Source organism: Streptomyces sp. NPDC060205, assembly GCF_042728395.1.
Lineage (GTDB): Bacteria > Actinomycetota > Actinomycetes > Streptomycetales > Streptomycetaceae > Streptomyces.
Map to the genome: position 1 here is coordinate 1 of NZ_JBHWZP010000233.1, position 14769 is coordinate 14769.

General features: G+C 72.5%; 7 protein-coding genes. 1 reads left to right on the forward strand and 6 read right to left on the reverse strand.

Going from position 1 to position 14769, the window contains the following annotated elements:
- Positions 1–221 precede the first annotated feature (221 nt).
- From ACFWGJ_RS31285 to ACFWGJ_RS31310, 6 genes are all read right to left on the reverse strand, one after another.
- Positions 222–1958: a protein kinase gene (locus ACFWGJ_RS31285; RefSeq protein WP_387331416.1), complete on the reverse strand. Its 1737-nt coding sequence runs from the start codon at positions 1956–1958 to the stop codon at positions 222–224.
- Positions 1959–2058: 100 nt separating this feature from the next.
- Entirely contained in the window at positions 2059–3684 is a 1626-nt protein-coding gene (locus tag ACFWGJ_RS31290; RefSeq protein ID WP_387331418.1) for a serine/threonine-protein kinase, read from the reverse strand.
- A gap of 351 nt (positions 3685–4035) precedes the next feature.
- Entirely contained in the window at positions 4036–5850 is a 1815-nt protein-coding gene (locus ACFWGJ_RS31295) for a protein kinase (protein ID WP_387331420.1), read from the reverse strand.
- Between the two features lie 297 nt (positions 5851–6147).
- Positions 6148–9000, reverse strand: a complete 2853-nt coding sequence (locus ACFWGJ_RS31300) for a protein kinase (RefSeq protein WP_387331422.1) — start codon at positions 8998–9000, stop codon at positions 6148–6150.
- Positions 9001–9154: 154 nt separating this feature from the next.
- Positions 9155–11137, reverse strand: a complete 1983-nt coding sequence (locus ACFWGJ_RS31305) for a serine/threonine-protein kinase (RefSeq protein WP_387331424.1) — start codon at positions 11135–11137, stop codon at positions 9155–9157.
- A gap of 379 nt (positions 11138–11516) precedes the next feature.
- Positions 11517–13223 (reverse strand): glycerol-3-phosphate dehydrogenase/oxidase, encoded by a 1707-nt coding sequence (locus ACFWGJ_RS31310; RefSeq protein WP_387331426.1) that lies wholly within the window; start codon positions 13221–13223, stop codon positions 11517–11519.
- 299 nt (positions 13224–13522) lie between these two features.
- Here ACFWGJ_RS31310 and ACFWGJ_RS31315 point away from each other — a divergent pair, with 299 nt between their 5' ends.
- Positions 13523–14728 (forward strand): nucleotide sugar dehydrogenase, encoded by a 1206-nt coding sequence (locus tag ACFWGJ_RS31315; RefSeq protein WP_387331428.1) that lies wholly within the window; start codon positions 13523–13525, stop codon positions 14726–14728.
- Positions 14729–14769: the final 41 nt, after the last annotated feature.

Consider the following 14769-nt stretch of genomic DNA (forward strand, 5'->3'; position numbering starts at 1 on the left):
GTTCCCCGCTCCCCTGGGTGGGACGGGGCGCAGCCCCTCCCCGAGGGGCGCGGGGAACTGCGCGAGCAACCCCCACCGGCCCGCGGACGGGCGTCGGCTTCAGGGGCGCGGGGAACTGCGCGGGCAACCCTCACCGGGCCGCACCCGACGATCGACGGCCCGGGCAGCAGTATGCCGCTACCGGCACCCTCTCGATGCCTCAACAAGGCATCCCCAGAGGTTCACAGCCGGTCGATGTCCAGGTTCGCGATGGCCGTAGAAGCGACCGCCCGCCCCCGCTCCGTGAAATCACCCTTCCCCGGGTAACCGATCATGAGCTTGTACATGTCGCCGGACGCAGTCCTGTAGTACAGGACCTGCAGCTCCCGCGGACGCGGATTCTCGGTGTCCGTGCTGGAGTAGACGACCGTGTTCCGCGCGGCCTTGCGGTCCTTGTACTTGACGTCGTTGGGGTCGCTCCTGGGCGCGGGATCCGAGTCCATGCCGAGCCCGTACGCCCCGCTCTGCTTGTAGGCCGCGTCGTCCTCGTACATCTCCGCCGACGCCGTCCCGGCGATCTCCCCCGAGGTGTCCTCGGCCTTCTTGTCCAGCGACAGGCTGATCCACAGCGTGCCGCTCAGGTCGGTGAACTGCACCCAGTGTTCGTCCTTGGGCGCGTCGGGCTTGGGCACGGTCTTCTGGTACCCCTTCGGCACCGCCAGCGTGGCACCCAGCGCCTTCACCTCGGCCTTCCTCCAGTCGTCCGGCAGCGGCCCGGCGAACGGGTCCGCGACCACCAGGTACGCGGCCACCGCCGCCGCGACGACCGCGGCGCCGAGGCCGATCCATCCCCTGCGGCCGACGCGCGGCCTCCTGCCACCGGGGTGCGCCCCGTCGGGCGCGGGCCGCTGGACGACCTGGGTGGGCGCGAGCTGGGGCGGCCGTACGGCCTGCTCCAGCAGGGCACGTACCCGCGCGGCGTCCGGGCGGCGGTTCGGGTCCTTGTCGAGGAGGCCGTCGATGGCCTCGGCCAGCGGTCCCGTGGCCGCGGTGGGCGGGGCGGGCGTGGCGTTGAGGACGGACTGGAGCGTCGCCGGCGTGTTGCTGCGGCGGAACGGCGACACGCCCTCCGTGGCCGCGTACAGGACCACGCCCAGCGACCAGAGGTCGGAGGCCGGGCCGGGGCGCTGGCCCAGCACCCTCTCGGGCGCGATGAACTCGGGCGAGCCGACGAAGCCGCCCGTGTCGGTCAGGTTCGTCTCGCCCTCGATCTGCGCGATGCCGAAGTCGGTGAGGACGACACGGTCGCCCGTGCCGAGCAGGACGTTGTCCGGCTTGACGTCACGGTGCAGGATGCCCGCCGCGTGCGCGGACTCCAGCGCGCCGAGCACCTCCAGGCCGATTCTCGCCGCCTCGCGCGCGCCGAGCGTGCCCTCCTGGAGCGCGGCGCCGAGCGAGCGCCCCCGGACCAGTTCCATCACGATCCACGGCCGGCCGTCGACCACGGCGACGTCGTGGACGGTGACGACGGCCGGGTGGTCGAGCCGGGCCGCGGCGCGCGCCTCGCGGCGCATCCGCTCGGAGACATTGGCTCGTTCACGTTCGGGAAGATGGTCGGGGACGCGCGGCTCCTTGACCGCGACCTCCCGGTCCACCGTCTCGTCCTTGGCCCGCCACACGGTCCCCATGCCCCCGTGGCCGAGCTTGTCGAGCAGCCGGTACCGGTCCGCGATGAGCCGGCCGGAGCCCGGGTCGTGCGGCGTCTGTTGCACGGGGTGCGCCTGCGCCGCCGGGTGCGGCGGCTGTGCCGCGTGCGCCTGCTGCTGCGGTACGGCCCCGGGCGAGGCCTCGGGCACGGCCTGTGCGGGTGTGGCGTACGGATTCCCGGGGTGGGGCACGGCAACCGGTGGACGTGGCGGTTGCAGACCGAAACTCGTCGGCTCGTCGGGTCCGTAAGGGGCTCCCCCGTTGCTGCTCATGGGGTCCATCCTTATCGCGGCGGGTGCCTGTGCTCCACCCTGGGCGCTTTCCGGTCACAGACCCGTGACGCATGACGCGTGCTTTGCGCAGAAATGCGGCTCATGAGCCTTTACGGGCCACGGTGTCCACGGCGACGTCGAAGTACTCCCGCGCCTCCCGCGCCTTGCCGACCGGCGACGACACCAGCACGTCGTACATCCGGCCGTCCTCCTCCCAGCACAGTTCGTAGATGTGCCGCGCGCCCTCCGCGGCGCTGAAGCCGTCCCAGGTGAACTCCCAGAGCGCGGCGGGGCGCCCGGAGCGGGTGGTCTCGGTGACCCGGCCGTCGCGGTAGCCGGGGTAGGTGTCGGGCCCCTTCCCGGCCGCGCGCCGCATCACCGCGAGCGGGCCGCCCGGTTCCGGTGCGGACACCCTGACGCCGATACGGAAGGTCTTCCCGGCCGACATGTAGTAGACGCGCTCGCCCTGCGCCTCGCGCGTGAAGCCCACGGGAACGGCGAGCGAGAAGCCCGCCGCGTCGCGGACCAGGCGGTATCCCGTGGGTACCGTGCGGCCGGCGGAGGCCGTGGGCCGGGAGCCGGTGGCACCGGCACTCGACGTGGGAGCGGTGGCCGTGCGGGAGGAGGAGACCGAACCGCCCGGCGGCGTCGGCGCGTTGCCGCCGTCGCCCAGCAGCAGGGCGGCCGCCGACACGCCCGCCACGGCCATCGCCGCGACGAGAGCCGCCGCGATCAGCACGTTGCGCATCGACGAGGAGACGGCGAAGGGGACTCTCAGCGGATGCGGCACGGCCGGTTCCGAAGCGGCCGACGCCGAGGTGCCGGGATCGCGTCCCGACGCGTCCCGCCGCGCGGGCGTGTAGCCGGGCGGGACCTGCGGCATACGGCCCGTGTCCAGATAGACCCGTAACAGCCGCTCCGCCTCGGCCGCGTCGAGGCGCCGCTCCGGATCGCGTTCCAGCAGGCCCCGTACGACGGGGAGCAGCGGCCCGGCGGCGGCGGGCGGAAGTATGTCGTCGACGACCACCGCGTGCAGGGTGCCGCCGAGCGAGTCGCGGCGGAACGGCGACTCGCCGCTCAGGACCGTGCAGAGCAGTGCGCCCAGCGACCACAGGTCGGACTCGGGCCCGGTCCTGAGGCCCGCCATCCGCTCGGGGGCGGTGTACTCGGGCGAGCCCACGAACGATCCGCTCTCGGTGAGCGTCGTCGCGCCCGCGACCTGCGCGACCCCGAAATCGGTGAGGACGACGATGCCGCTGAGGGTGAGGAGGACGTTCGCGGGCTTGAGATCGCGGTGCAGAACCCCGGCGTCGTGCGCCTTGCGCAGCGCGCTGAGCAGGTCGATGCCCATCCGCGCGGCCTCGACAGGACCGACGGGCCCGGACCGGGAGATGCGCTCGGCGAGCGACCCCCCTTCGAGGAGGTCCATGACGATGTACGGGCGTTCGTCCTGCTCGACGACGTCGTGCACGACGATGATGTGCGGATGCCGCAACTGCGCGATCGCGCGCGCCTCGCGCAGGGTGCGTTCGCGCTGCAGCCGGGACTCCGCCGCCGAGAGCGAGGCGTCGACGGCGAGTTCCTTGACCGCGACCTGCCGGGCCAGCAACTGGTCCGTGGCCCGCCACACGACACCCATGCCACCGCGGCCGATTCTGGCTTCCAGGCGGTAACGCCCCGCGATGACCCGGGCGTTGTCCTCCGGTCTCTCCCCTTCGGTCGCCATGCGCCCCATCATGCCGCAACGGACGGAACCCTTCCGGGCCCGCACAACGGGGGTTGGCCGACAACCGACGTTCGAGACCCACGGAGAACGGCGCAGTCTTGCGCCCCTTGGGGGCACGGGGAACTAGGCAGTCTTTTGGTCTTCAGGGGCGCGGGTAACGACGCAGTCTTTCGCCCTTTGGGGGCGCGGGAAACGGCGCAGTCTTTTGGCCTTCGGGGGCGCGGGGAACGACGCAGTCTTTCGCCCTTTGGGGCGCGGGGAACTGCGCAATCTTTTAGGGGCGCGGGGAACGGCGCGACCAGCCCCCACCCGCCGGCAGCCGACGAACCCCCGGCCAGGGGCGAGCCCGCCCTAGGACTCCGGCGGCCCCCACCCACGCAACACCGTGTCGAACTGCGACCGAGCAGTCTCCCAGTCATCCGCGGGCGCGGACATGTAGATCACGTACTCGACCCCGTCACGGCCGAGATACGCCTGCTCGATGGCCCGCCGAGGCCCGGGAAACTCCGTGTCCTTCCCCAGCGCGGTCCACGTGAAGTCCCACAGCGCCCCCGGCCGGTCCCGGAAGGTGTTGGACTCCAGCCCGACCTGCTGGTACTCGCTCAGCCGCCCCGATATCTGCTGCTCCAGATCGACTAGATGCCGGTACGGCGTGTCGAAGTCCGGCGAGTCGTCCACCGCGATGCGGACGAAGTGCTCGCCCGCGTCGGGCGTGTAGTCGACCTGAGTGCCCTCGACCTGCCGCTTCCAGCCCTCGGGCAGGACGAGGCTGAAACCCTCGGGGTCGTCGACGCGCTTCCAGCCGGCCGGCACGTCACCGGTCTGGGCCGCCTCGGTCTGCTTTCCGTCGTCCTCACTGCCCGAGGGGGACGGAGTCCTGGGCACCGAGGAGTGGTTCGAGGAGTCCGACGCGCCGTCGTCCCCCCAGCCGTCCGCGAGCAGCAGCGCCGCGACGCCACCGCCGCCGACGAGCGCCGCAGCCAGCACGACCGCGGCGACGGTACGGAACCGTCGCCGCCCGGGCCGGCCGACCACCGCCGGCTGGTTCGCGGTGGCGACGGCCGGATCGGGAGCGGGCCGACCGTGACTGCCGTACGTGTCGCGGCCGTCCGGGCTGCCGTAGGGGCCCGGCCCGTACGGACCACCCTGGGACCCGCTGTGGGACCCGCTGTGGGATCCGTTGAAACCGTGCGACCCATGGGCGACCGCGTGCGTGGCGTCCTCGGACCCGGGAGCGGCGGCGCCCTGCGCGGGCCCGTACGCGCCCGGCAGTCCCTGGCCGTACGTCCCCCGGGGATCCCGCGCGCCGTCCCCGTGCTGCGTCGGCACATAGGCGTGCGCCGCGTCGGGCGCCCGCCCCTCCGCGGCCTCGGCGAGCATCTGCTCGGCCTCTTCGGGACCGGGCCGCTCGGCGGGGTCCTTGCGCAGCAGGGCGATGATGACGGAGGTGAGCGGTCCCGCGTTCTCCGGGGCGTCGGGTTCCTCGCCGACGACGGCCTGCATGGTCGTCAGGGGTGTGGTCCGCCGGAACGGCGACCTGCCCTCGACGGCCGTGTAGAGCGTCGCGCCGAGCGCCCACAGGTCGGCGGACGGTCCCGGGTCCTGGCCGCGGATGCGCTCCGGTGCCAGATAGTCGACCGACCCGACGATCTCGCCGGTACGGGTGATCGTCGTGTCCCCCTCGACCTGGGCGATCCCGAAGTCGGTGAGCAGCACGCGCCGGTCGTGGGAGATCAGTACGTTGCCGGGTTTGACGTCGCGGTGCAGTACGCCCGCCGAGTGCGCGGCCCGCAGCGCGCGCAGGACCCACAGCCCGACCCGGGCCGCCTCCCTGGGCTCGATGCGTCCCGCGTCCTTGACGGCGTCGGCGAGCGAGCCGCCCTCGACCAGTTCCATGACGATCCACGGCCGGCCGTCGTGTTCCAGTACGTCGTGCACGGTGACGACGGCCGAGTGGTTGATGCGTGCGGCGGCCCTGGCCTCGGCCCGGGTTCTGGCGAGGAGGACGGCCTGCTCGCTCTCGGACACGTAGAGCGCGGCCGTCAGCTCCTTGATGGCGACGGCCCGGTGCAGCACTTCGTCGCGCGCACGCCATACCCGGCCCATGCCGCCACTGCCGATGGAGTCGGCGAGCCGGTAGCGGCCTGCGAGAAGCAGGCCCTGCATCTGATTCACGTTTCCCCGCAATGCTCTTGACAGGGTCAGACTAAGGACCGGCGCGCACCCAGGGAACCGGCGGGGTCCGACGGAGACAGCACTGTGACGGTACCCACGGGTATGAACGGACGGTTGCCGCCCGGTGATCGGGCGTTGGCGCCGAACTCGTGTCACCGGCGCACAAGGCCCCTGGATGCAGGCTGTGATGACGCCACATCATCCGGTGACCTCGTACGGCGTCAACAGATGCCCGGCACTGCGGCAACCGATGATCCGGTACGCCGTCAATCAGCGATCCGGACGGCGTCAGCCAGTGATCTGGTACGTCGACGACGCCTGCTCGTAGAGCCGCGTCACCTCGTCCCGCTCGGCCTCCGGGCCGCGCAGCTGCACCACGTGGTACTTCCCGCCGGCGATGATCACGAGGTTCCGTACGTAGACCTCGCTCCCCGTGGAGTCCTGCCAGGTGAACTGCCCCTCGGCCATGGCCCGTCCGCCCACATCGATCCGCCGCATCCCGCTGGACGTGGCCCAGGTCGAGTCGCGGAACGGCTGCAACTCCCGCTCGTCCTCGCGCTGGTAGGACATCGGATCGCTGCCGAACTCCTCGGTCGTGTCGCGTCCGGGCACGACCAGCAGCTCGAACTTGCCGTGCGAGTAGACGACCTGGCCGCGTCCGTTCTTGCCCGTCCGCTCCCAGCCGTTGGCGACCGCCACCCGGAACCCCTCGGAGTCCTTGCGCAGGGTGAAGCCCTGCGGCAGCTCGGGGCCGGTGGTCTGGGTCGTCGAACTGGACGAACGCGTCGGACTCGGAGTGCCCTTGTCACCCGGCGTCTTCTCGCCCTGCGGATCGGAGCTCGCGTCCCCGCCCGCCCCCGCACCGGTGTCCCCGGAGTGACCGGGGGTGGGGGCGACGACGTCCCCCGCGGAACCCGTGCGCTCACCACCCGCGTCGCTCTTGGGCATGAACGCCACGGCGTAGGCGACGGCCGCCGCCATGGCGAGCAGGATCAGCAGGAGCAGCGTCCGGCCGAGCCTGCGGGGCTTGGCCTCCCTGCCCTGCTTGCCCCGCTTGTGGCGGCCGTGCGGCGTGGTCGCGGGCAGGCCCGCACGGCGCCTGCGGACCAGCTCGCCCCGACGGCGTACGACGGGCAGACGGGTGGGGTCCACCGGCGGTGCCGCTATCACGAACGTGCCGGCCTCCGGCTCGGGCGCCGATCGCACCAGCGAGCGCAGCCAGCCGCGCAGTTCCTCGAAGTCCAGCCGCTCGGTGGGGTCCTGGCGCAGCAGCGACTCCACGACCGGCCGCAGCGGACCGCACTCCTCCGCGAACGCGGGCGGCTCCGCGCACACCAGCTGCACCAGCTCGGCGGTGCTCTCCTCGGGGTAGGGAGCGTGGCCCTGCACGGCGCGGAAGAGCAGCGCGCCCAGCGCCCACAGGTCGGTGGCGGGCCCGATGGGCGCCGCCAGCTGCCAGTTCTCGTGCACGGGTCCGGCCTGCTCGGGCGCCCAGCGCTCGGTGACGGGTCCCACGACGGCCATCCGGGCCTGCCGGGCGCGCTCCGCCGCCAGCGCGGTCGCCGGGCCCCGCCGGGTGGTTGCGGGGTTGGCGAGCCGGCTCCACTGCGCGGGAGCCCCGCCCGTACCGGTGCCTGTCTCCGTGCCGGGCTCCGCGCCCGCGCCCGTGCCGGGAGCCGCGGAGGTGTGGTCGGCCGACGGCGCGTGTCCGGCGCCGTACGCCGCGACGTCCGTCCCCCGGCCGTCGGTCGTCCCATCGGTCCCGGTGATCCCGCCGTTGCCGCCGTGACCGCCGGTGCGGCTGTCGGGGAGCGCGGGGGGCCGGACCTGTCCAGGGCTTCCCACGGCGGGGGCCCCGCTGCGCGGCCCCGCCCCGTGCCACGCGCCCGGCAGTCCCGCTCCGCCCACCCCGTACGGGTCGGCGATCTGCCCCGGCGGCGACGTGCGCTCCACTCCCTGCCCGGCTATCCGGCCCGAGATCGGCCCCGAGGTCTGAGTCTGACCGGCCTCGGCGTCGCTCCCGCCGGGCAGCGAACGCGGAGCGGGCAACGCCGCGTTCGCGCCGCCGCGCTGCTCCTCCTGCACCCGGGCCGCCGCTCGCGCACCCGCGCGGTAGGCCGCGATGGCTCCGGCCCGCGCCGCCCGTACGTCTCCGCCGGCATCCATCGCCCGCTGCGCCATGTCGGAGGCGTGCGCCTGCGACTGCGCCTGCGTCCGGCCTTGGGCCTGTGCTTGTGCCTGTGTCTGGGCTTGGGCATGCGTCTGGGCGTGTGCTTGCGGGACGGGCAACGCGCCGGTGCCGCCGCTCCCGCGCGCGGCCTCGACCGCTCCGCGGCCACCGTCCGCCACACGCGCCCCGGGCACTGCCTGTCCGACGGAGCGCCCGGGAGTACCGGACTGCCCTAGCTGTCCGACCGCCCCACCGGGCCGGCCCGTCTGCCCGGACGGACCGCCCGCGCCCGCCGGCCCGGCCTGACCTGTCGGCCCGCCCGGTCCGGCTTCCCCTTCGGCGGCCGGCACCGGGTCGTACCCGCACAGCGCCTCTTCCGCGGCTCCCGAGGCGAGGCCCGTGAGCATCACCCGGCCGTCGTCACAGACGAGCACCGTGCGCGCGGTGATGTTCCGGTGCACCCAGCCGTGCGCGTGCAGCACCCGCAGGGCGGTCAGCACGTCGGAGGCCACCTCGGCGGCCCGGTACGGGCTCAGCGGTCCCTCCGCGAGCAGCGCCGCGAGCTGCCGCGCGGGCACCAGTTCGCTCACTATCCACAGCGAGCCGCCCTCGGCGAACACGTCGAAGACCTGGTCGAGCCGGGGGTGGTCGGGGATCTGCGCCGCGGCCTGGGCGGCCTCGATCGCCCGTCGCACGGCCGGCTCGGTGGGCCGCCGTGTGGTCCGCGCGGACGACCGCCGCACCCCGCCGTCCCGCGCCCCGGCGTCCCTGGCCACGAACCCGTCGGGCAGCCCGTCCGCTTCGAGCACCTCCGCCTCGACGACCTCGGGCAACGGCACCTGCCGGACCAGGACTTCCTGTCCGCTGTAGGTGTCCCAGGCCCGGGACGACTCGGCGAGCTCGTACTCGTCCGTCGGCGGGAGCGGCAGGCGGTAGCGGTCGGCGAGCACCCGTCCCGCATAGTCCTCCACGATGCCTCCCCCGGCCGCCCGGTTGGTCAAATCCGTTCGCCATGCGCCCCGTTGTGGCTGCAGTTGTGTCTGCGTACGGTCCGCAACCACTCACGATACGTGCCGGAGGCAACCCATCACGAGGAGATACCAGATCTCAGCCGTCCCGTGACCCTCAGGACTTCGGTTCGAACGACTTCGTCAGCGTGCGCCACGTGTCCTTGCGAAGCCCGGTGTCCCATTTCGAGTCCTTCGCGGTGTACATGAGCGCGTATCCCTGACTGTCATTCACGACGAAGCCGCGGTCTATGGAACGGTATTTCGTGCCGCCGTCCACGTAGGTGAATTCCCAGTCGGCCGTGTTCCAGCCGCGGTAGTCCGCCTTCTCTATTCGGATCCGCTGATACTGCGACCGCTGCATGAACTGCTCTTGGTTCTTCCAGTCCGCCACCGGGTCGTCCTTGGGCGTCGTGGTCCAGCCGACCAGCAGCTTCTGTCCGTCGGGGCCGGCGAACCGGGCACCGGCCGCACTCGTGGACTGGTATTTCCAGCCCTTGGGCAGGCCGATCGAGAAGCCCTGTCCGTCCTTGTGGGTCGACTCGACCCCACTGCCCGAACCGCTTTCGGAGTCGTCTTCCGACCCGTCCGACCCGCTCGACTCCTCGGAAGCACCGGCGCTCGGCGAACTCTCCTTCGTCGCGCTTCCGCCGGAGGAGTCCGTCTTGTCGTCGTCGTCCGAATCGGTGCCGCTGTTCTCGTCCTGTTTGGTGTCGCTTCCCGCGTTCGCGCCACTGGACGTCGACTTGTCGCCGCCGCCCTTGTTCTCCTGGGCGCCCGAGCCGTCGTCGCCACCCAGCGTGACGGCGAGGATCGTGCCGAGCACGGCCAGCGCCACGACGACGGCGATGATCACCAGCGTCCGCCGGGACACCACATCGGTGAGCGGCGCCCTGGAGGTCGTGCCCCGGGAGTACGCGGGCCCGGAATCGCCCGGACTTCCGCCCACCGCACTGGAGTTCAGTCCTGAAGCGGCAGCGTCGCGGTTCTTCGCGGAAGCGCCCGCAACAGCACCGGCCGCGGTCCCGGGCCTCGCGCCGGAAGCGGCGCCCGATCCTGAAGGCGAAGAGGAGGACGACGCCGGCGCGGCAGCCGACGCGGCCCCCGCGGAAGCCGCCGCCGCGGCGGCGGCCTTCTTCTTGCCGCCCGAAATCCCCTTCTTGGAAGCGCCGGAGGACTTGTCCGAGGGCAGGTCCGGCAGCGGCACGACCTTCGTCGCGTCCACCGCCTCCGGCTCGTCCTTGCGCTCGGGCGTGTTGATGATCTCGGTGAGCATCGCCCGCGCCCCGGCGTCGTCGAGCCGCTGCTCGGGGTCCTTGACGAGGAGGCCGTAGATGACGTTCTCCAGCGGGCCCGCGTTCTTCGGCTGCTCCACCGGTTCCGTCATCACCGCGGTGAGCGTCGCGATGGCGGATCCCTTGTCGTACGGCGGCACGCCTTCCACCGCCGCGTACAACAGGCCGCCCAGCGACCACAGATCGGCCGCGGGGCCGGGCTTGTGCCCGCGCGCCCGCTCCGGCGAGATGTACGACGGCGCGCCGACCAGCATGCCGGTCGAGGTGATGGACGGGTCACCCTCGACCTGGGCGATCCCGAAGTCCGTGAGGACGACCCGGCCGTCCTTGCCGATGAGCACGTTCGACGGCTTCACATCGCGGTGCAGGATGCCCTCGCGGTGCGCCGCGCGCAGCACGTCGAGGATGGCGAGACCCACCTCGGCCGCGCGCTTCGACGTGAGCAGCCCGTCCTCACGGATCACCTCGGCCAGGGACTTGCCCTCGACGAGCTCCATCACGATCCACGGCCGGTCGTCCTCGTCGACCACGTCGTAGACGGTCACCGCGCTGTTGTTCCGGATCCGTGCGATCGCCTTGGCCTCGCGGAAGGTCCGGGTGATCAGCCGGCGCTTCTCGTCCTCGTCGATGCGCGGCGGCAGCCGCAGCTCCTTCACGGCGACCGTGCGCCCGAGCGTCTCGTCCTCCGCCCGCCACACCGTGCCCATGCCGCCGCGGCCGAGGACTCCTCCCAGCCGGTACCGCCCGGCGAGGAGACGTCCACCATCGTCCTGACGGGATGCTCCCGACTGCTCCGCCTCCGACATGCGTCCCCTCATGCAACCCGCCCTGACAGAGCCTCCATTGTCACCCACCCGGACACCGTCCGACGCCCCGGGTGCCCCTCCTGGAAGCAATGCTTCCCCGAACCGCCCCCCATCCGTTCCCCACCTGCCCCTCGGTCCGGCTCCTCCCCCGTCATGAGCTGCGGCAAGGACGGATCTCCCTGCCACCGCCGGGGGTTTCGCCTCCTTCGACACCTCCGGAGCGGGTACCCACTTCGCCCGGGCGAAAGCCACCACGAAATGCCCGGTCGCGGACACGGCCCCGCACAAGGCCGTATACACGGCCGCTTCCGGCGGCGGGCACCGGCGCACACCGGCCCTTGCCCGCCGCCGAGTTGGGCCACCCCAGCAACTTCAGCGGCTACAGCGGCACAATGTCCGGCGCTCCCAGCCGCGCCGCGTCGGCCGTCAGGTCGTCCGGCTGGCGCTGCGACTCCCGCTCCGCCTCGACCCGCTTCTGGTAGTGCTCGATCTCGCGCTCGATCTGGTCCTTGTCCCAGCCGAGCACCGGCGCCATCAGTTCGGCGGCCTCCCGCGCGCTGCGCGTGCCCCGGTCGAAGGTCTCGATCGAGATGCGGGTGCGCCGTGTCAGCACGTCGTCCAGGTGGCGCGCCCCCTCGTGCGAGGCGGCGTAGACGATCTCGGCGCGCAGGTAGTCGTCGGCCGCCGGCAGCGGATCGCCCAGCGTCTGGTCCGCGGCGATGAGGTCGAGGACCTCCTCGGCGAGTGATCCGTAGCGGTTCAGCAGGTGCTCCACGCGCACCACGTGCAGGCCGGTCCGGGCGGCGATCCGCGCTCGCGCGTTCCACAGGGCCCGGTAGCCCTCGGCGCCGACCAGCGGGATGTCCTCGGTGACGCACTCGGCGACCCGCTGGTCGAGGCCGTGCACCGCCTCGTCCACCGCGTCCTTGGCCATCACCCGGTACGTCGTGTACTTGCCGCCCGCCACGACCACGAGCCCGGGCGCCGGATGCGCCACGGTGTGCTCGCGCGACAGCTTGCTCGTGGCCTCCGACTCTCCGGCGAGCAGCGGTCGCAGTCCCGCGTAGACGCCCTGGACGTCGTCGCGGGTCAGCGGGACCGCCAGGACCGCGTTCACGTGCTCCAGCACGTAGTCGATGTCGGCGCTGGAGGCCGCCGGGTGCGCCTTGTCGAGGTCCCATTCGGTGTCCGTCGTGCCCACGATCCAGTGCCGGCCCCAGGGGATCACGAACAGCACGGACTTCTCGGTGCGCAGGATCAGCCCGCTCGACGAGGTGATCCGGTCCTTCGGTACGACCAGATGGATGCCCTTGGAGGCCCGGACGTGGAACTGGCCCCGCTCGCCGACCATCGCCTGGGTGTCGTCCGTCCACACGCCGGTGGCGTTCACGACCTGCTTGGCGCGGATCTCGTACTCCCCGCCGCCCTCGACGTCCTGCACCTTGGCGCCGACGACCCGCTCGCCCTCGCGCAGGAAGCCGGTCACGCGCGCGCGGTTGGCGACCTTCGCGCCGTACGCCGCCGAGGTGCGCACCAGGGTGGCCACATAGCGGGCGTCGTCCATCTGCGCGTCGTAGTACTGCAGCGCCCCGACCAGGGCGTCCTTCTTCAGTGCGGGGGCCACCCGCAGCGCGTGCCGCCGTGAGAGGTGCCGGTGCACGGGCAGTCCGCGGCCGTGGCCGCGCGCCATCGACATCGCGTCGTAGAGCGCGACGCCCGATCCGGCGTACAGCCGCTCCCATCCCTTGTGCTGCAGGGGATAGAGGAACGCCACGGGCTTCACGAGGTGCGGGGCGAGCCGTTCGAGCAGCAGCCCGCGCTCCTTCAGCGCCTCCCGTACGAGCGCGAAGTCGAGCATCTCCAGATAGCGCAGGCCGCCATGGATCAGCTTGCTCGACCGGCTCGATGTGCCCGACGCCCAGTCACGCGCCTCGACCAGGCCGGTGGACAGGCCGCGGGTCACGGCGTCCAACGCGGTGCCCGCGCCCACCACGCCCGCTCCTACGACGAGCACGTCCAGTTCGTGCTCGGCCATCGCCGCGAGTGACCCGGCGCGCTCCGCCGGTCCCAGTGTCGCTGTCCGCACAGTTGCCTCCAGCTGTCTGTCGCGCCGGGCTCACCCGTACGGCGAGGCCCTGCTCACATCCCCCATGCCCAAATTCTGACCGTGATGCCCGCCATCGGCCACTACCGGCGGTCCGCCTGTGGACAACTCCGGCCGGTCTCCTCGACGACTCCCGGAGAAACACAACCGAGCAATCCCGCATATCGGTCATATTTACTCCTAGTCTGACATTGCGCTCGCCCGTTCTGTCCACAGGGCTTGCGCCCTCGCCCCACTCCGGCTACTGCCACTCCGGCTACAGGGAAGGACGGTCCACCGCCATGCCCGCAGACCTCGCCGTCATCGGCCTCGGCCAGCTCGGCCTGCCCCTGGCCCGCGCCGCCGCCACCACCGGCATCGCCACCCTCGGCTACGAGTGCGGCGACCCGGCACCACTGGCCGCGGCCGACCTGCGCCGGATGCTGTCCACGGGATTCCGGCGGGCCACGGACCCGGCCGAGCTGGGCCGCGTACGCACCGCCGTCATCTGCGCCCCGACCCCGCGCGGCGCGGACGGGGCGCTCGACCTGGGGCAGGTGGCCTCCGCCGCCCGCACCCTGGCCGGACATCTGCGCCCGCACACCACGGTGATCCTGGAATCCCCCGTGTACCCGGGGACGACCGAGGAATTCCTGCGTCCGCTCCTGGAGGAGGGCTCCGGGCTCCGGGCGGGCCGCGACTTCCACCTCGCGTACTCGCCCAGCCGGGTGGACCCGGGCAACCGCGACCACGGCCCCGCCAACACCCCGAAGGTCATCGGCGGGCTCACCCCGGCCTGCACGGAGTCGGCCGCCGCGTTCTACGGCCGGCTCACCGACAAGGTCGTACGCGCGCGTGGCCCCCGCGAGGCGGAGACCGTGCAGCTCCTGGAGACCAACTACCGGCACGTCAACATCGCCCTGGTCAACGAGATGGCCGTTCTCTGCCACGACCTGGGCGTCGACCTGTGGGACGTCATCCGCTGCGCCGAGACCAAGCCGTTCGGCTTCCAGGCCTTCCGCCCCGGACCCGGAGTGGGCGGTCACGCCGTCCCCCGCGACCTGGCGGGCCCGCGGACCCGCTCCCTGCGCATGGTCGAACTGGCCCAGCAGGTCAACGACCACATGCCCCGGTACGTCATCCAGCGGGCGGCCACGCTCCTGAACGAACACGGCAAGTCGGCCCGCGGCGCGCGCGTGCTGCTCCTCGGCGTCACCTACAAGCCCGACCACGCCGACCAGCAGGGCTCACCCGCCCAGGAGGTCGCGACCCGGCTGATGGAACTGGGCGCGGCCGTCAGCTACCACGACCCGCACGTCCCGTCCTGGTCGGTCCTCGACCGCCCGGTCCCCCGGGCGGACTCCCTGTACGAGGCGGCGGCCGACGCGGACCTGACGATCCTGCTCCAGCAACACCGCACGTACGACCTGCAAGGCCTCTCGGTGAAGGCGCAGCTCCTCCTGGACACCCGGGGAGCCACACCCACAGGGGCGGCGCACAGGCTGTGACGCATGGCTGTGACGCACGCGGAAGGGGCCCGGCCATCAAG